We start from the raw sequence: 16,681 nt of genomic DNA on the forward strand, positions 1-16,681 counted from the left end.
GGGGAGGGGAATTCTAACCAGGAAACAATTTCAAAAAATCGGTCAGGGTCAAAATTTTGGTTTTACCAAACTGCTTCAAATCCAGCAAATCCCTTTTGTTTCCTGTCAGTAGAAAATCGGCTTGATTGTCCATACACAGTGCCAAAAGGAAATTGTCTTTGGGATCCGGACTGGCATCGACGGTAGAAGTAGTAGTAACAAATGTGGAACGTCTCTCTATTAAATCGATAAAGGCAATAATTTGATTTGCAGAAATATATCGACGGAACTTAGGACGGTTTATCACTTCAACGAATTCTGATAGCAATGCTTCGTCCAAAAGAATGGAAAGCGCGTCATTGTACAGGGCAAGTTCCAGCCTCTGCCGGGAGTTGGCGTTGATGGCGGCACTCACAAAAAGATTTGTATCGATGACAACCTTCACAAATGAGCTTGTCTGGCTGAGCGAACAGCCTGGATTTCCTCGAAGATTTCCTCTTCGGAAATATCAGACGTATCAGGGAGAGTGTCCGAGAGTTTTCGCCACTCCTGCCGCCAGGAACCTTGCCTGGGCAGAATAGCAATCAAATCCATATCCACCAGACTATCAATTAACTCCCGAACCTTGGGGTTACGAATTTCGATTGTCAGCGTATCCATCTCGTTAGTTTTTTTACCAAATATACTGGAATTGATTTCAAATGGAAAGGGAAGCCACTCCATAGTCTGCCTTATTTCCACACCAGCACCAACATTCCGGCAAAAATGAGGCCCGCGCCGATAAGCACTTTGGTCGTAACGGGTTCGCGCAGAATAATGAACGAAAGCACCAGCGTGACGACGATGCTGGTCTTGTCGATGGAAGCCACGTACGACACCGGGCCTTCTTTCATAGCGCGGTAGTAGAACACCCACGAGATTGTGGTACACAGCCCCGAAAAGGCCAGCAGCCACAAATCGCGCGGGGCGGCTTTGCGGATTTCGGTGAAAGCATTTTTGAATAAAAAAGCATTGACCGTCACGAAGGCGAACACCACCGCCGTGCGCACTGCCAGCGCCGAGTCGCTGCTCATGTCCTGCATACCAAACTTGGCCACCACCGACGTCAGTCCCGCGAAGACCATCGAAATCAGGGCGTAGAGAATCCACTTTTCCATCATAGGAATGTTTAAAAGGAATTGCTTTCCGCCACTTTGTCCTGCTTGCTTGAATAAAGAAGTACGCCGACCAGCAGGGCAGCGGTAATAAGAGCGGCAATACCCCGGCTGAAATTCAGACCACCGCTGGCGAGGGGCTTGGTCAGCAAATCGCCGAAAGTCGCGCCGAAAGGCCTCGTAAAGATAAAGGCAATCCAGAATAGTACGATGCGGTCGATGCTGGTAGCGTAGTGCAGCAGCAGCACGATCAGGATGATACCCGCCGTGATGGCCGCGCCTGTCAGGTAACTCAGCCCGATGGTGTCGCTCAGGTAATCGCCGAAGGCCGTACCCAGGCTGTTGGAGAACAGGATGGCGATCCAGTAAAAAATCTCGACGCGGCGCTCGGTGACGGGATACACCTCGATTCCCTTCTCTTTCCGGTGCCAGACAAACAGTACCAGCAGCAGCCCTGCGAACAGCAGCAGCGATCCCGCCACGTAGCCCAGACCCAGCGTCCGGTCCATGAGATCCGAGATTTCGGTGCCGACGGTAGTAGTTCCCACGATGGCCAGCCAGTAGTAGGGCGCGTGGAAGCGGTCGGCCCGCAGTTGGATTGCCAGCACGATGACCAGAAAAGCCACCGTGATGCCCAGACTCGCGACGTAGCCCAGATTCAGCGTCATCGAGAAGAAATCACCCAGGATTTCGCCCAGCGTGGTGGCCAGCACTTTCATGATCCAGAACCAGACCGTGATCCGGGCTACTTTGTTCAAATTATCCTTCGCAGTTTCCATGATTCAGAAATATGGTTTTTCCGCAATAGTACGCGCCGACTTTGGAGAAAATCTGTAATCGTCCCGGCACGAGCGAGACTACTTTGACAGAGCGATTGTGTTTTGCCATTTTAGAGATGAAACACATTCAATAAGATTACCGCCAGGCAGCCCGTAGAAAAGAAAGAGCAAAGCACCCGCTGGCACCTCGCCCCCTTTTTTCAAAAAACCACATCCAGCCTAATCCAGCTTCACGGCCTTGCCGCTGGCATCGAAGATCAGGTCCTTACCGCCGACTTCGGCTTCGTAGTAGGTCTTGCCGCCTTTCTTGATGATGGCGGCTTCCTTCACTTTTTTGCTTTTGAGGGCGGCTTGTACAGAAGCGGGCAATTGCGAGGTCGCGATTTCAGTTTCGACTTCCTGCTCCACGCCCTGCGGGTTGTACACCACCGACAATTCCACTTTACCCTGATCGAACTCCACCTCGAAATCGCCGTTCTTTTCTTTCTCCCATTTCATGTTACTGGCGTTGGGATAAGCTTTGGCGAAGGCCGTCGTAACAGCGGCGGGTACTTGGTCGGCTTTTACTTTCTGGGCATTGGCCGAGAAGGTGACTAATGCGGCCAAAAGGGCCGCGAGCATCATCATGCGTTTCATAATTTAAATTGGTTTGAAGTAAATTAATGACACAAGAATACGGCCCAATTCTGGTGCAAATCTGGAAGCTGGTTTAGAATCGAATATTTCAGTAAAAGTGGTGCTTCTATCTGAAAATACAGAAACTTTACAAATTTGATGGTGTAGTTTGAGCCTTTCTATTCGCCCCCACTTTAAAAATCAACCATGAACGGCTTACCACAAAATGAAAGTACTTCGTCTCTACTGCCTGCTCACGCTGACCATTTTCTCCACTGCTTCAGCACAGAATGCCGACATACGGTTGCTGCGTGAGATCAACCTCAACCGCAACACCCAGTTCGACGGCTTTTTCAAGGGCGTGACCGACACGACCGTACCCGGAGCTTTCAGTGTCCCGGTGATCATAATGGGGGTAGGCTTAATAAAGAAAGATGCTCCCACCCAGCGAAAAGCAGTCGTAATCGGCGCTGGGCTGGTGGCATCGTCGGGGATTACGTACGTGATGAAAAGGGCGATCAACCGACCCCGGCCTTTTGTCACCTACCCCGATATTCAGAAACTGACCGACGGCAGTAGTCCTTCTTTTCCCTCGGGTCACACCTCGCTGGCCTTCGCGACGGCTACGTCATTGAGTTTGGAATATCCCAAATGGTACGTCATCGTGCCATCGTACGCGTGGGCCGGGACGGTGGGTTACTCGCGGATGCACCTGGGCGTCCATTACCCGAGCGACGTGCTGGCGGGGGCGGTCATCGGGGCTGGGTCTTCTTTTATGACTTATAGATTGAATCGCTGGCTACAGGGACAGAAAAAGTAAGTCGTCCGGGTGTGTGGTGGTGTCGCATACAATGACGATTTCAGCCACAAAATGGACTTCGCACGGTTCGCTAAACGGGAGTTGTCGATTGGTCGAGCAGAAGCCAAGCCACTTAGAAAATATTCCCGACCTGCCCAGCTTGAAGTCCCAGACTTGCACAACGGATCAAAACTCTCAGTCAGGTCTAAATTGCCGGAGTCTCTCTTCCCAAACCCGCCAGTCCGGCATCAACCGATCCTGAAGCTCGTAAAAGGGCTTGCGGTGGTTTGGATTTATGATGTGGGCTAATTCATGCCATATGATGTACTCGATACAGCCCTTGGGAGTTCGGATCAAATCCGGGTTTAACCGGATAATATTCTGAGGACTGCAGCTTCCCCAGCGTTTTTCCATCCGCACTAACTTTACCTGTACCTGCTCCTTCCGGTTTGCCTTAATGGGCAACTTAGCCAAGCAGCGATTAAAAAGGGGGAGGATAACCAAACGCGCCCGTTTTCGATACCACTCGTTCAACTGCGTGGAAATTATTTTTTTATCGGCCTTGTCTGGCGTGGTGATCACAATTCTTCCAGCGCGGAATATAACTGATTTCACGGGCTGTTCTTCCACTTTAAGACGGTACTGCCGACCCAGATAATAGTGTGTTTCGCCCGACACGTAACGACGTGGCGGCGTGGCGTGGGCGTTGAGCTGGCGGAAACGTTCCTGCTGCCGGATGATCCAGCCCGCCCGGTTCTTTACCTTTGCCTTGATTTGGTTCGCCGTGGCGTCCTCTGGAACTTTCACTAGGACATCCCCCGACGTATCTACGGTGATGGAAAGGGTTTTGCGCAGTCCGCGTAGTACTGTGAAGCGGATGACCGCCGAACCGTAGCGCATTTCCTCCTCACTCGTTTCTGCGAGGTCTGTTCTGGCATCGAAACCCATCAGTATCTGGCTTTGGCTAACTGCACGACCTTACCGATCAATTCGTCAGCTTGGTCAAACGTGAGTTTAGCCGACAATTCGTCGTTCATTTGCCAGATCCAGTCGTCGAGAGCAAAGCGCAATTGGTTGACGATTTCCGACCGATTGGCCCAATCGACCACCACGCATCCGTCCTGCACAAGATTGGACAGCATCACCTCCTCGGCCCGCACCGACCAGGCTCCTGCGGTTTCGGCGTCCATGCCCAATGCCTCCTCGTCTGCCCTGTCGTTTCCAAACCCCTCCCGCAGCAAACCGTAGATGGCCGTGGCGGTGGGGCGGTCGCGTACGGCCGGGGGCAAGGTGTCGGCGGGACGGTTGACCACCTGGTCGCGGATGGAAGTCATGGACTTCAATAGCTCGGTTTCGCTGATGCGCTCCTCCCGGTAGAGCATCAGCGTCTCGCGGATCATTTCGGAGAAACGGCGGTAGAAGGCAGGGTCTTCCCCCATCCGCTCCGTGAGGGTGCGGTCGGTGCGGGCGGCGATGGCGTGGGCCCGAGATGCCGTTCCTTCGATGCGGGCCACCTCCTCCTCAAACCGTTCGCGGTCAAAGATGTTGACTTGTTCGGTTAGCTGCACGATTTCGTCGGATACGACGTGCGTGTCGATCAGCTTTTGAATTTGGGGTTCGTACTGACCGTAATCGACTTCCAGGGCGTGAATATTGATAACTGCTCGCCGCAGATTCTGAAAAAACAACAAGTCATCCCGGTAGCGTTGTTGCTTGGCCTCCGAAGTCGTCGTCACAAATTCATGATTGGAGAAGGCCATTCTCAGCAGTCGGCTGAATGCCGACAGCCGTTCGAAGAAGATTTCCCGAACGGCCTCGTCAGCCAGCAGATTCTGGTAGGCGGGCAGGTCGGCCCGGTTGACGATGCCCTTGAAAACGTCCCAGACTTCCGAGTGGACCTGGGGCAGGCGGGCCAGCTCCCGGCGCATATCCGTTACCGTTCCTTCCAGATCGGCCGTCTCGAAATCCTCGAAATCATCGGCGTAAATTTCCAGCACGCGGGCAAGTTCGGCGATCACGCCATCGTAGTCGATTATATAGCCGAAATCCTTACCGGGTGCTTTCCGATTCACTCGGGTGATTGCCTGGAACAGCGTGTGTTCGTGCAGCTTGGCGCAGAGGTAAAGCACCACGTTGATTGGGTTGTCGAATCCCGTCAGCAGCTTGTTGACCACGATGATCACATCGGGAGCCGTGTCGCTTTGTTTGAACAGTTGGCGCAGGGTCTCGTCGTACTGCCTGGGGCTACCGAAGCGGTCCATCATTTGATTCCAGAACGTCTGCACTTCGCTGCTGGTCTGGCCGTAGGCATCCTCATTGCCCTCTCGGTCGTCGGGCGGTGAAATGAGTACTTCGGTGGTAATGAGTCCGATTTCGTCCATAAAACGCTTGAAGCGTATCGCCGCCTTTTTGCCCGGTGCCACCAACTGGCCCTTGAACCCGGTTCCCTTCCAGGTGTTGGCAAAGTGCGTGCTGATGTCCCAAGCCTTGGCGTAGATGATTTGCTCGCCCTGGGTCAGCGTGTCCCGGCGACTGAACTTCTTTTTCAGGTCGGCGCGCTGGTAGTCGTTCAGCGGCTCGGCGATGCGGTTGAAGTAATTGTCGATGGGCCGCTCGTTGACCTCGAACAGCGGAGCACGTCCCTCGAAGAGCAGCGGCACCACAGCCCCGTCCGCCACGGCGTCACGCACGGTGTAGGTGTCGATAATGCCGCCAAACTTGCTGGCTGTGTTCTTCTCCCGGCGCATCAGAGGGGTGCCGGTGAAGCCGATAAAACAGGCCGTGGGGAATACTTGCTGCATCTTGACGTTCAGGGTGCCATACTGGGTGCGGTGAGCCTCGTCGATCAGCACGAAAACGTTGGGGCGGGTAACGGGCTGCTGTAAGCCCTTAATGGCCGCGTCGAATTTGTGGACGAGCGTGGCCAGCACGGCGTCGCTATCGTCTTCCAGGTACTCGACCAGCCGCCGCCCCGTGGTGGCCTGCACCACTTCGCGTCCGCAGCGCTTGAAGGTCTGGTAGAGCTGGTCGTCCAGTTCAACGCGGTCGGTGACCAGTACGATCTTGGGGTTCAGGATTTTATCGTCGGTGGCCAGCAACTGCGCCAGCATGACCATCGTATAGGACTTGCCACTGCCCTGGGTATGCCAGATCACGCCGCCCTGCCGTCGGCCCGTGATATCGGGTTCGCGCCGGGCCCGTTCCAGGGTGCGCCGCACGCCAAAATACTGCTGGTAGCGGGCCACGATCTTTTCCCCCGCATCGAAGACGATGAAATTATAGAGAATATCGAGCAGCCGGGCCGGGCGGCAGAGAGCGTACAGCAGCTCGTCCTGCGGGGTAACCGTCCAGGTGGCTGCGCCGTTTATTGGTTCTGAATGATCCCGGCGGTCGGGATTAGCCCGCAGGGCCTGCCCGTAGGCGCGGTCGTTGCGGCTTCTGTCTTTTACCGCTTGCAGCGGCAAGGCCTTTTCGTCGGTTTCCCGTTCCCGCCAGAGCTGCCAGAATTCCTCTTTGGTTTGGTTGGTGGCGTAGCGACCCTCGCTGCCGCAGAGGGCCAGCAGCAGTTGGCTGAGGATGTAAAGGGGCCGGATGCCGTCGCTCTGCTGGTTGCGGAGGTGCTGGCTGATGGCCTGGGAAAGGGGCTTGTCCATGTCGGGCCGCTTGCATTCGATCACCACCAGCGGAATGCCGTTGACGTACAGCACGATGTCGGGGCGGTAGGAATAATCGCGACCGGCCGACGATGCGTGACCCGTGCGCGACACCCTCAGCTCTTCGGTCACGTGCCAGACGTTCCGCCCGGGGTTTTCCCAGTCAATGTAGTGTAGCGAAAAACTCTTCTTGTCCGGCCCGATCTGTTCCTCAAAACTCTTGCCGAGGGTGAGCAGGTCGAACACGTAACGGTTGGCTTCCAGATAGCCCTGTTGCACGGGATAGTCAAGCAGGGCGTAGATGGCGTTGGTCAGGCTCACTTCCGAGAAGGTGTATTCCTCGCCTTTGAGCGAAAAACTATTCAGTTTCCGTAATTGGTCGCGCAGCACGGGTTCCAGCAGTACCTGGCCCGAATGACGGGTAACGGGGTCGTTCCCGCGCAGCCGCGTGGCCTCATCGGGCGACAGATAGGTGTAGCCCATCGCCTGCAAAAGTAGCAGGGCGGGAACCTGACTGGCGTCGTTTTCGCGGAAGGAGGGGGTCGTCATTGCGGTAGTTTGACTTGTACTGAAAATATCAAAAATTAGGAAAAATTAATTCTGATTCTGAAATAACTATCTGGAAAACAAGTGTTTTTAAAAATAATGTTTGAAATATCGAACAAAATATATTACTTTTGCAAAGTCATCTCCCAAAGGGCGAAGGACTTGGTCAGTGGTTTATCCACGCAATCGCAATACCGAAAGTTGCGTACCGCACCCCGAGTGCGGTTTTATTTTTTAAGGCCATCCCGGTACTGTCGGTGGCGCTTCCGATGAAAGCCTTTCTCGTGCTTATCCACGCAAAAAGCCGTTACCAAAAGTAGGTCGGGAGCCAGGGGCTTCAATATGACCAGGTAGTCGCGCCGCTCGTACCAGTAGTACTGCTTGCGGGTTCCGTCCCCTTCAGTGTGTTCGTAGTACCAAATCAGCGGATCTTCGCAGTGCCGAAGTATGGTCTTGATCCAATGCAGTCGGCAGGCACGGGGGGGATCGAATTCCCGGCGCTGCTTCATTTTACTTTCCCGCGTTATCAAATGCACAAAGGCGTCGGGGTATTTGTGATAGCCATATACCCTGGATCTGTTCAGGTTGACTTTCACGCGCTTTTCCTTGAAGTGGAAGGTGGTTTGTTCCCATTCCCTTTTGAAGTGATCGTAAAGGTCCTCCACGCATTCTTCCTCTGAAAAGTCCCAGTCCCACTCCCGTTCCTCCAAATCTTCCAGTTCGTCCGGCTCGTCGTAATCTCTGCCCATATCATCCATTCGAACTTCGTTTGGGCTGGTGGTCAAAAATATTGAACTTCTGCTCCCAGGGTTCCGTACCCAGATGCAGGTAGTAGCCCGAAAGCTTCTCGATCTGCTGAATGATGGCCATTTTGGCCGTGTTGGCCCCCGGCTTCTCGTGATTTCCGAGGGCTTTGTAGGCGATGGCACCAATGAACAGATCGGCCAGTTCAAACAGCGGACTCTCGTGGGAGCGCAGGTGTTGGAAGGTCTCGAACGGCGAATTGCCCTGGTGGCGATTCTGAAAAACTTCCCGGATTTTCCGCAGTTTCTCCCGGCCTCTGGTATCCTTTACGTCCAGAAAAACCCGGTAGCAGCAATCCTGATCATGATTGGGCCGCAGCAGAAAATAGACCAGCTTATAATAGAAGTTGTCGTGTGAACCGCCGTTGAACTGGTCGTGATCCAGCTTGTCTTTGTATTTCACCAGAACGCACCGGAACCAAAGTGGGTTGGCGAAAAAATAAGCGATCAGATCTGCGTATAGGGCTTGCCGTGAAACGGAAACCTTCGACCATTTGAGTTCGACGGGCGTGTGGTGACGGAGTTTGATGGCTTCCAGGTCTTCCCGGATTCGGTCGTACTGCTCCTCTTCGACTTTTACATAGCCGATCACCATGACCGTAGAATGGTCGTTTTCCAGGTGATGGCTTTCGTCGCAATAGATTTGGTAGCGCTTCATGTTCAGGTGCCGTTGACTTTTAAAATTTCCTTTCTTTTATACGCACCAGATGCGTGTTTCCAGATCACAATTCATATATCGGCCTCCTGGCATCCTTAGGCGACAGGTGGGCGTAATCCATTGTCTGCAAAAGCAGCAGGGCGGGAACCTGATTGACGACGTCTTTGATGGGTTTGCAGGCTACCTGGCTACCGCATTAAGCCCTTTCATGATTAGATAAACAACCTCGGGGAGTTGTTGGGTATGAAAAAGTTGCTGGTTTTCCTCGATTGATAAGCCATTATTATCAGACAACCAGTCAACTGTTTTGCTACTAAAAAAGGCGTTCAAACCATCATAATTCACAGGATCGTCAGGAGATAACTCGTTATGATAATCAAAAAAGGAGTTCCGGATTTCAGTTGTGTAGAAAGGAGAATTACTATCAATTACAGGTTTGGCATCGAAAGCTTCAATTAGTTTTAAAGTAGCCCCTCCGAAGCCTCCAACCAAATATATTGGTTTGTTCGACCGATAAGCATAATATGCCTCCTCGACGATACCAGGATATTTTCCCTTAAATCCGTAATTCCTGCCTCCGACAAATACACGGGCATTTGTATCCTGATCCATCCTGGCACGCATGAACGACAAACTTCTGGACCAAACATACATACCCTCTATCGTATCGGGTTCGATATATTTAGCAGGATCCACACTTAGTTCGGATGCGGGTGGTACTTTAACAACCTGAACTCTACTTTCTTTTAAATCCGCTAAATCGCTGCTCGTCAATTTAATATGAATCGGGTAGCTGAAATAATTTTTGAAAGGAAACCGATTTCGATCAGCCCTGTCCCTATACTGGAACGACAGATCAGAAAACAGTTGAGTATAACCACCCTTTCTCAAATCTCCGCCATAAACGAGTGTAGCCCTCTGAACAAGCAAATGCCGAGCTATCTCAATCATGTAATCCTTTTGATGGGTTTCAGATAGACCTCTTTGCTCGGCATCCTCTGATTCTGAGATTGAGATACCTACCGATAAATTACCTAAGAGCCTTAGGCTTCCCACCTCATCCTGTCCAGCAGACTCACTATTAGCAACTTCCGCTAAATTGTCCGAAATACCGATAATGTCTATTGTTCCGCTCATATTCATGAAAATTGGAAGGTGTAGGTTGGCGTTGTAAAATGAATATTGTCATCTACCTCGTTCAAAACACGGAGTTCTTCAATTCCTAGTGGAGGATCTGGATAAATCACCATGATGTCTTTTTTTGAACCCTGTGCTATCAGATTAGCTGATTTTTTCAGAATCAGTAAATAATTGAATAGCTCAGGTGGGGATGTCAATTCTATACACTCATGCCTAGTGTCTAAGCCATATAGCCTGATGTGCTTCTTCAAGTATTCTTCGTTGAAGCGATTGTTCAGAACTTGGTATAGTGTCAGTTCAATGATGTCCGCGAAATTATCATCCCACTTTATCGTTGGTACGTTGCCCATATATGGGAAGCTTCGCTTTTCCCCTTTGGATATATCATACACTACCACAATGGGGGATTTTATGCGTTTCGCGTGGATTACTTCAATCCTGCACCACTCTCTATCGGAGTATTCATCAGTATGAAATACAAGCAGTGCTGTACGGCCGTCGATAACGCGGCTAATTTCATCCTCGAAGTTGTATCCATCGGCAATATCATTCGCATCGAAGAAAGTTTTAAGCTTCGTTTCAGAAAGAATGTAGTTGCGAAACTGAGATGCAACTTTCAGACCGTCCTTCTTCGCATGACTAATGAAAAGTTTTACGGGAGGCTCTGGATTAGCATTGCTATCGCTTTTATCAGATTCAGCCACAGACTCTTGGTTCATCATTTGCCTGGACAGATCGTGTAACAAACGAGACGTTAACTCCTTCTGCTGGCGACTGTTCTTTTCCATCTTGTCATCGCCGACTATCTTTTCAAGGGAGATAAACTGATATTCACTAAGCTTGTCCTCGCAAAAATGAAAGGCGTGCCTGTCTAGTGATATGGGATATATCCTATCACAATCAGAGGCCGAGATGTTATCAATCAGTTTACCTACATATTCCTCCCACGCCTGATCGTTGAACATATGCTCATCGATCAAAAGTACGAAAGCATTACGATCAGCATCTTCAAGCTTGACCGGGATAGGCGTAGCGCTACTCTCAGCGCTGGCACTGCGAAAAAAGGTGGGAATGCCTATCTGCCTGCTCAATGGCTGTTCTGAATTGCGGCAGAAATTCTTATAAATGTTATCGGCAAATACTTTACCAGCCTGAAAGGCGGGATGCCAAAGGACGTAGAGATTCAGGGGCGATTTATAATTATTCATTAGCTGCACGTATTATTGGTCATTTGTAATAGAAATCGATTCACTATTTTGCCTTCATCACTTTCACGCCTTCTTACTGTGTCTTCAACGATCCGCTGCATCGTGCTTCTATCATCTGTCCAGTCGATGAGTTTGGCATAATCAGAATCAACATTCAGAGCCAATCTTTCAGGAAGGTTTCCTGGACTATAAACTGATTTTCCAAAATCAGGATGCGTCGGGAGAAGTATCCCAATTAGACCCGCATATCGGTTTCCAACTCGATAATCCAGCGCACCTGATATTTCCCAGTCAACGTGTTTTCGGCATTTGGTTTTTTCACCTACAAGAACGACAAGAACCGTCGTATCACTCAAATAGCCTTTGTGGATGAGTTGTCTAACATAATCTGCGCCATTTTCTGAGTTAATTTCACCATCACCAACGGATTTGTTTATAAACAAATCCCCAAAATTATGGTCGAATAAATTTCGATAGTATTGATCGTCCTTATGATAGTAGCTGACGAACAATTTTCTTTTGCTGATATATGGATACATAAAAATTAATTTTATTAAAATTTAACTGACAAATTTATATCTCTCTCGCGTGCGCCAAGTATTGAGAGAGTGGATTATTATAATTATTATACGATTTGATTCTTCCTTCTAAAATCAGATCCTCTTTTCGTTTTCCTACAAGAAGTGAAATTAACTCATTTAAATCCCAAATATCCGGTATGATAGCAGGAGCCGCTCTTACATATTCAGGTATTTTATCTTTTGGAATATCCTTGCCAAGTAGAATGCCTAATGCAGTTTTATCATACCCGTATCCAACTTCAAACGGCACCCATTTGGAATTTGCAGTATTTGCTGTGATGATACATAGCATATGGCTGCTGTTTTCTATTCCTTTACATATAGATTCAGTCACTTTCTTAGGGTTATCATTTTGTCTGGCTAATCGCAAATCATGATCGTACTCGTCAAAATACACATCAATGCCTGCTGAAAGTAAATAGTCAGCTACGGCTTTGGCAATATTTCTATCCCCTTTTTGGTGAGAAATAAAAACACATTTTATTCCTAGACTCTTTCTTTGAATGCTCTCCTGAATAGTAAAACTACTCGAAGCTCTATTTTGTCCAGCCATTGTATGTTATGTTAAAATCTAAAACCAAGAAACCGTGAGTAATTATCATCCATTCGCATTCTGCCATTTCTGATGAGATGCCTTTTCGTTGAACGATTCAGGGCTGCAAGCTCTACCTTCTTCTCCAAATCGCGCTCAACGTTTCTCCATTTCATAGTTACTGCATATCCAGACTCAATATTGTCCTTCAACCTATCAGGAACGCACAGCGAATCTTCTGGAAGATAGATTCCTAACAGGCCGCTGGGTTTGAAGGAACGCGACCAGTCATATGGATGGTCATAACCTCGAAGAGACGCCCAAATTTCGCGATCTATCCACATTCTATCACCCGTTCTTTCGCCTATTAGTATTACTGTTACTGAACTCCTTCTAAGTTTGTCTCTAATTTTTTTGTAAATAGTGTCATCTGTAAAATGACTGATGTCATTTTTTAGCGAGTAATCAATTAAATATTTTCCTACGCACAGACCTCTTAACTCGTCCACATAATGTCCATCATTATCATGATGATAGCTTAAAAAACAGTTCTTCATTTTTGTGTTTTTATTTCGTGTTTGATCCTATATTGACACCCGCTTCTTCCCCGTCAATAACTCTTGCATCAGCCCGCGCTTCTGTTCCTGCAAGGCCTCAATTTCCTCCGTCGCCAGCCGGATTTCCTCGTCGGCGGCATTCAGAATTTCAGCGATAGCGCGTTGCTCTGCCAGATGGGGAATACTGACTTGAATGCGCCGTAAGCTATCATACTTACAATTTAGTGTGTCACTGACAAGACCTTGGGAGAATCTCCAAAATGTGTGAATCATTGGTGTGAATTTGAATAGGTAGGACATGAAGCCCACGTCAACCGATTTTCCAGGCACCAAGACGGTGTAAGCTGGGCTGATTAAACCTTCGTAACGCGAAACACCAGATACGCCCTGCCACATTCTCATAGTGTTGTACCCAATATCATTCGGACAAATCCGTAAGTATTTACTTTTGTCACTATTGGATGTGTCTTTCTTTTCCAGCGTATCACGCATTACTACCCCATTTGAGCTTGTTATAGCCAATAGCGGCAAATGATCAAAGCCCTTGTCTTTTCTCTCTCTGAATATCTCCCCCAGCTTCACCTCTCGCCAGGCATCCTTAAAGCCAGGTAAACGAGTTTGCCCGGTAAGTACTTGCTGCATCAAAGCCTTTTTGCGGAGTTGCTTATTTTCCAGCAATTGGCGGGCGGTCTGAATGGCTTCATCCCAAGCTGTGAGGATAGTGGCAATTTTGCGTTGTTCGGGTAGGGGAGGAAGATTTACTGGAAAGTCACGAACATCTTTACTTGTTATATTCGGATCCTTTCTGCTGCTTCCAGCAAAGTTTCTCCATGCTTCCACGTTTCCATTTAACCATGCCAATAGGTATCTAGGGTCTGTAATTTCAGAATTACATTCAATAGCGGAAAGCGCTTGATTAGTTGTGGCTGCCGTTCCCAGCAATCCGGTTCTTCCTATCTGATTGAACCCTCCGTACATTGCTACAAGCAATGTATCTGGCGGGTGTATTCTCAACGATGTTTCCTTTAATGCTCGCTCTGTAATACACTCTTCCGATGTGAGAATTATTGAATTGTTAAGGTCGGTAGTTTTGACCCAGGGAATTGCTCCACCCTGGAAATACTCTCTGTGTTTTTCTCTCAAAGGAGTCGTCCCAGATGATACCTTTCCCAACTTGCCTAGTTTTTGTATAGTCCATCCCTCTGGTAAACCCTGATCATTCCGCTTTGGGGAAATCGTTAACTGTTCTTTCTTCATCGTTTGTCATCAGGTTTGAATTCGTCCACATCGCTCAGCAGCGGTTAGATGGCCCGTCGTGGCTGGTTGGCATCGGGCAAGTGGAGTTAGTATTTCGAGACCATTAGCTGTCTGTCCAATTTTGAACTTTCTCCAACCAATAGGCGGTTTTTTTACAATTGCTCTCAGGTCAATCGGTCAGACAAAATAATCATCACCAAGTGCGCCATGTTAGCCAATTAGTTGTACGTGAGCTTATTACGGTCTTAGGCTTTGTCCAATCGGTCAGACAAAATTCAAAAGCCTAATTCACTCAGGTACTGATTCATGCGTTTTTTGGCCTCGGCCAACTCCCCTTCCAGCCGCGCAATCTGCTGTTGGGTGGCCGCGATGTCGATTGGCTCCTCCTCCTCGAAGGTGTCCACGTAGCGGGGAATGTTGAGGTTGTAGTCGTTCTCGCGGATTTCTTCAAGCGTGGCGCGGTAGGCAAACTTGTCGGCCACCACGCCGGCGGTACCCTGAGGTTCGTCGCGGAAGGTGGCCACCAGCCTGACGATTTGGTCGATGTGCTTCTTCTTGAGCGTACTCTGGTTGCGACCGTCGTCGTAGGACTGGCTGGCGTCCACGAACAGCACATCGGTATTGGCGGCGGCGGTACGCGCGCGGTTGAACAGCAGGATAGCCGTGGGGATGCCCGTGCCGAAAAACAGGTTGGCCGGCAGGCCGATCACCGCCTCGAGCAGGTTCTCCTCGATCAGTTTCCGCCGGATCAGCCCTTCCGAACTTCCCCGGAAAAGCACCCCGTGCGGCACGATCACGCCCACCCGGCCACTACCCTCGTAGGTGGTCTCGATCATGTGGGAAATGAACGCCAAGTCACCTTTTGACTTGGGCGGTACGCCCCGGTGAAAGCGGGCGAAACGGTCTGTAGCGGCCACGTCGGCCCCCCACTTATCGAGCGAGAAAGGCGGGTTGGCCACCACAATGTCGAACTTCATCAGTCGGTCATTTTCCAGCAGTAATGGATTATTGAGCGTGTCGCCCCAGCGGATTACCGCGTCGTCAAAGCCGTGCAGGAACATATTCATGCGGGCCAGGGCAAAAGTGCTGCGGTTGATTTCCTGGCCGTAGAGAGCGAAATTCCGCGATCCCACTTGCTGCCCCACCTTAATTAGCAGCGAACCCGAGCCACAGGTGGGGTCGCTGATGCGACTGCCGGGTTGCGGATCCATGAGGCGCGCCAAGAGCAAAGAAACCGACGAGGGTGTATAGAACTCCCCCGCCTTTTTGCCTGCATTGGAGGCGAAGCGGTCGATCAGAAACTCATACACGTCACCGATGACATCCTGACTTTCAAGGTGCGAGGGCGTAAGGTCGATGGTTTTGAAATCCTCGATCAGGTTTTTGACGCGGCGGTTGCGGTCGCGGGTCGGGCCGAGCTGCTTTTCTGAATTAAAGCTGATGTCGCCGAATACGCCGTCGAGTTTGAGGCGGTTGGCTTCTTCCAGATGATCGAGCGCCATGTCCACCATTTCCCCAATGTTGGAGGCATTGCGCTGCTCGTAGAGATAGTCGTAGCGGCATTCCTCCGGCAGCCGAAAACGCTCGAATTGTTCGAGCGCGCGCTGAGTGCGCGGAGAATTGTCGGGCGTCTCATCGTATTTGTCGAGGTAGAAGTTTTCCCGGTCCTTCCACAGATCGGAAAGGTACTTCAAAAACAGAAAAGTGAGGATATAGTCCTTGTATTGCGTCGGGTCGATGACGCCCCGAAAGGTATCACAGGCCCGCCACACGGCGGCATTGATGGCATCGGCCGAGATCAGGCGGTCTCCTTTGGCAGCAGCGGGGCTAGGGTCGTCGAAAAGCATTCGGTAATCAGGTTTTGGTGATGATCCGTGATCTGCTGGTGCAGGCTCTGGATGGTTAAAAATTCATTGTGCAGGTCGATCAGGCGGCGTTGAATGTCGAGTGACGGAACGGGAATGGGTAGGTCGAGCAGGTCTTTCTTATTCAGGGTGGGGACTGTCGCGGATGAACTGACGCGACGGTCAAGTTGCGTCTGGGTGCCTGGCTGATTGAGATAGCAGGCCAGAAATTCGGGTAAGACAACCTCCGGTTCGTTCACCCGGAGAATATAAAAGGCTGCCGAGGCAACCGCTCTGGGGTATTCTTTTCGGTAAAAAACAGCCGAGTGTCGGCTTCCCCTCCCCATCAATAGAACATCCTCCGGCTCAATCCAGGCGCGCTCCATAACGTTGCGAGCGGAGTTGAGCCGGGTTGGCGGCTCCACCGATAACATTCTTCCATATTCATCGAAGTCGCCCGGATTGAGGAAAGCGATTGGCTCCCCCGTCTTGGCCGGGCGCAGCCCCATGCCGATTTGGATGTCCACAATATGATCTAAGGGAAGAAGCATGGGACAAATGTAATAGAAAATAAAT

At 50.2% G+C, this 16,681-nt stretch carries 18 protein-coding genes; 1 reads left to right on the forward strand and 17 read right to left on the reverse strand.

From position 1 onward, the window contains the following. Positions 1–13 precede the first annotated feature (13 nt). From IE117_RS25210 to IE117_RS25230, 5 genes are all read right to left on the reverse strand, one after another. Positions 14–424, reverse strand: coding sequence for a putative toxin-antitoxin system toxin component, PIN family (locus tag IE117_RS25210; protein WP_189568812.1), 411 nt, complete (start codon positions 422–424; stop codon positions 14–16). Further along, entirely contained in the window at positions 421–639 is a 219-nt protein-coding gene (locus IE117_RS25215) for a hypothetical protein (RefSeq protein WP_189568815.1), read from the reverse strand. The genes IE117_RS25210 and IE117_RS25215 overlap by 4 nt, the downstream gene beginning before the upstream one ends. Before the next feature lie 71 nt (positions 640–710). Continuing rightward, positions 711–1,139, reverse strand: a complete 429-nt coding sequence (locus IE117_RS25220; protein ID WP_229581475.1) for an EamA family transporter — start codon at positions 1,137–1,139, stop codon at positions 711–713. An 8-nt stretch (positions 1,140–1,147) separates the two neighbouring features. After that, positions 1,148–1,912, reverse strand: coding sequence for a COG4705 family protein (locus IE117_RS25225; protein ID WP_189568818.1), 765 nt, complete (start codon positions 1,910–1,912; stop codon positions 1,148–1,150). A 219-nt stretch (positions 1,913–2,131) separates the two neighbouring features. Continuing rightward, entirely contained in the window at positions 2,132–2,548 is a 417-nt protein-coding gene (locus IE117_RS25230) for a PepSY-like domain-containing protein (protein ID WP_189568821.1), read from the reverse strand. A 205-nt stretch (positions 2,549–2,753) separates the two neighbouring features. On the opposite strand from IE117_RS25230, the gene IE117_RS25235 reads away from it, so the two are divergent. Then, positions 2,754–3,347: a phosphatase PAP2 family protein gene (locus IE117_RS25235; RefSeq protein WP_189568824.1), complete on the forward strand. Its 594-nt coding sequence runs from the start codon at positions 2,754–2,756 to the stop codon at positions 3,345–3,347. 174 nt (positions 3,348–3,521) lie between these two features. On the opposite strand, the gene IE117_RS25240 is transcribed toward IE117_RS25235, so the two are convergent. From IE117_RS25240 to IE117_RS25295, 12 genes are all read right to left on the reverse strand, one after another. Continuing rightward, positions 3,522–4,274, reverse strand: a complete 753-nt coding sequence (locus IE117_RS25240; RefSeq protein WP_189568827.1) for a M48 family metallopeptidase — start codon at positions 4,272–4,274, stop codon at positions 3,522–3,524. Then, positions 4,274–7,528 (reverse strand): type I restriction endonuclease subunit R, encoded by a 3,255-nt coding sequence (locus IE117_RS25245; RefSeq protein ID WP_189568830.1) that lies wholly within the window; start codon positions 7,526–7,528, stop codon positions 4,274–4,276. Before IE117_RS25245 ends, IE117_RS25240 begins: the two co-directional genes overlap by 1 nt. A gap of 224 nt (positions 7,529–7,752) precedes the next feature. Next, positions 7,753–8,283: a hypothetical protein gene (locus IE117_RS25250; RefSeq protein ID WP_189568832.1), complete on the reverse strand. Its 531-nt coding sequence runs from the start codon at positions 8,281–8,283 to the stop codon at positions 7,753–7,755. Continuing rightward, positions 8,276–8,986: a DUF3800 domain-containing protein gene (locus IE117_RS25255; RefSeq protein ID WP_229581477.1), complete on the reverse strand. Its 711-nt coding sequence runs from the start codon at positions 8,984–8,986 to the stop codon at positions 8,276–8,278. Before IE117_RS25255 ends, IE117_RS25250 begins: the two co-directional genes overlap by 8 nt. A gap of 180 nt (positions 8,987–9,166) precedes the next feature. Next, positions 9,167–10,129, reverse strand: a complete 963-nt coding sequence (locus tag IE117_RS25260; RefSeq protein WP_189568835.1) for a hypothetical protein — start codon at positions 10,127–10,129, stop codon at positions 9,167–9,169. Beyond that, a complete protein-coding gene (locus tag IE117_RS25265; RefSeq protein ID WP_189568838.1) occupies positions 10,126–11,334 on the reverse strand; it encodes a toll/interleukin-1 receptor domain-containing protein in 1,209 nt (402 codons plus the stop codon). Before IE117_RS25265 ends, IE117_RS25260 begins: the two co-directional genes overlap by 4 nt. Continuing rightward, entirely contained in the window at positions 11,334–11,873 is a 540-nt protein-coding gene (locus tag IE117_RS25270) for a TIR domain-containing protein (RefSeq protein WP_229581479.1), read from the reverse strand. The genes IE117_RS25265 and IE117_RS25270 overlap by 1 nt, the downstream gene beginning before the upstream one ends. A gap of 34 nt (positions 11,874–11,907) precedes the next feature. Continuing rightward, the gene (locus IE117_RS25275) at positions 11,908–12,468 is read right to left on the reverse strand and encodes a toll/interleukin-1 receptor domain-containing protein (protein ID WP_189568841.1); all 561 of its coding nucleotides are present in this window, start codon (positions 12,466–12,468) and stop codon (positions 11,908–11,910) included. Between the two features lie 11 nt (positions 12,469–12,479). Then, positions 12,480–13,004, reverse strand: a complete 525-nt coding sequence (locus tag IE117_RS25280; RefSeq protein WP_189568844.1) for a TIR domain-containing protein — start codon at positions 13,002–13,004, stop codon at positions 12,480–12,482. Positions 13,005–13,031: 27 nt separating this feature from the next. Beyond that, positions 13,032–14,261, reverse strand: a complete 1,230-nt coding sequence (locus tag IE117_RS25285) for a restriction endonuclease subunit S (protein ID WP_189568847.1) — start codon at positions 14,259–14,261, stop codon at positions 13,032–13,034. 275 nt (positions 14,262–14,536) lie between these two features. Continuing rightward, entirely contained in the window at positions 14,537–16,108 is a 1,572-nt protein-coding gene (locus IE117_RS25290) for a type I restriction-modification system subunit M (protein ID WP_189568849.1), read from the reverse strand. Further along, on the reverse strand, positions 16,060–16,656 hold the full coding sequence (locus IE117_RS25295; RefSeq protein WP_189568852.1) for a restriction endonuclease subunit S: 597 nt from the start codon (positions 16,654–16,656) through the stop codon (positions 16,060–16,062). Before IE117_RS25295 ends, IE117_RS25290 begins: the two co-directional genes overlap by 49 nt. Positions 16,657–16,681: the final 25 nt, after the last annotated feature.

It is taken from the genome of Persicitalea jodogahamensis (assembly GCF_014651615.1).
Lineage (GTDB): Bacteria > Bacteroidota > Bacteroidia > Cytophagales > Spirosomataceae > Persicitalea > Persicitalea jodogahamensis.

Excerpts from the sequence above, each read along its gene's own strand:
- IE117_RS25215 (WP_189568815.1), bottom strand. The coding sequence starts at position 639 with ATGGATACGCTGACAATCGAAATTCGTAACCCCAAGGTTCGGGAGTTA.
- IE117_RS25280 (WP_189568844.1), bottom strand. The coding sequence starts at position 13,004 with ATGAAGAACTGTTTTTTAAGCTATCATCATGATAATGATGGACATTAT.
- IE117_RS25260 (WP_189568835.1), bottom strand. The coding sequence starts at position 10,129 with ATGAATATGAGCGGAACAATAGACATTATCGGTATTTCGGACAATTTA.
- IE117_RS25270 (WP_229581479.1), bottom strand. The coding sequence starts at position 11,873 with ATGTATCCATATATCAGCAAAAGAAAATTGTTCGTCAGCTACTATCAT.
- IE117_RS25255 (WP_229581477.1), bottom strand. The coding sequence starts at position 8,986 with ATGAAGCGCTACCAAATCTATTGCGACGAAAGCCATCACCTGGAAAAC.
- IE117_RS25230 (WP_189568821.1), bottom strand. The coding sequence starts at position 2,548 with ATGAAACGCATGATGATGCTCGCGGCCCTTTTGGCCGCATTAGTCACC.
- IE117_RS25290 (WP_189568849.1), bottom strand. The coding sequence starts at position 16,108 with ATGCTTTTCGACGACCCTAGCCCCGCTGCTGCCAAAGGAGACCGCCTG.
- IE117_RS25295 (WP_189568852.1), bottom strand. The coding sequence starts at position 16,656 with ATGCTTCTTCCCTTAGATCATATTGTGGACATCCAAATCGGCATGGGG.
- IE117_RS25265 (WP_189568838.1), bottom strand. The coding sequence starts at position 11,334 with ATGAATAATTATAAATCGCCCCTGAATCTCTACGTCCTTTGGCATCCC.
- IE117_RS25225 (WP_189568818.1), bottom strand. The coding sequence starts at position 1,912 with ATGGAAACTGCGAAGGATAATTTGAACAAAGTAGCCCGGATCACGGTC.
- IE117_RS25220 (WP_229581475.1), bottom strand. The coding sequence starts at position 1,139 with ATGATGGAAAAGTGGATTCTCTACGCCCTGATTTCGATGGTCTTCGCG.
- IE117_RS25250 (WP_189568832.1), bottom strand. The coding sequence starts at position 8,283 with ATGGATGATATGGGCAGAGATTACGACGAGCCGGACGAACTGGAAGAT.
- IE117_RS25275 (WP_189568841.1), bottom strand. The coding sequence starts at position 12,468 with ATGGCTGGACAAAATAGAGCTTCGAGTAGTTTTACTATTCAGGAGAGC.
- IE117_RS25245 (WP_189568830.1), bottom strand. The coding sequence starts at position 7,528 with ATGACGACCCCCTCCTTCCGCGAAAACGACGCCAGTCAGGTTCCCGCC.
- IE117_RS25285 (WP_189568847.1), bottom strand. The coding sequence starts at position 14,261 with ATGAAGAAAGAACAGTTAACGATTTCCCCAAAGCGGAATGATCAGGGT.
- IE117_RS25235 (WP_189568824.1), top strand. The coding sequence starts at position 2,754 with ATGAAAGTACTTCGTCTCTACTGCCTGCTCACGCTGACCATTTTCTCC.
- IE117_RS25240 (WP_189568827.1), bottom strand. The coding sequence starts at position 4,274 with ATGGGTTTCGATGCCAGAACAGACCTCGCAGAAACGAGTGAGGAGGAA.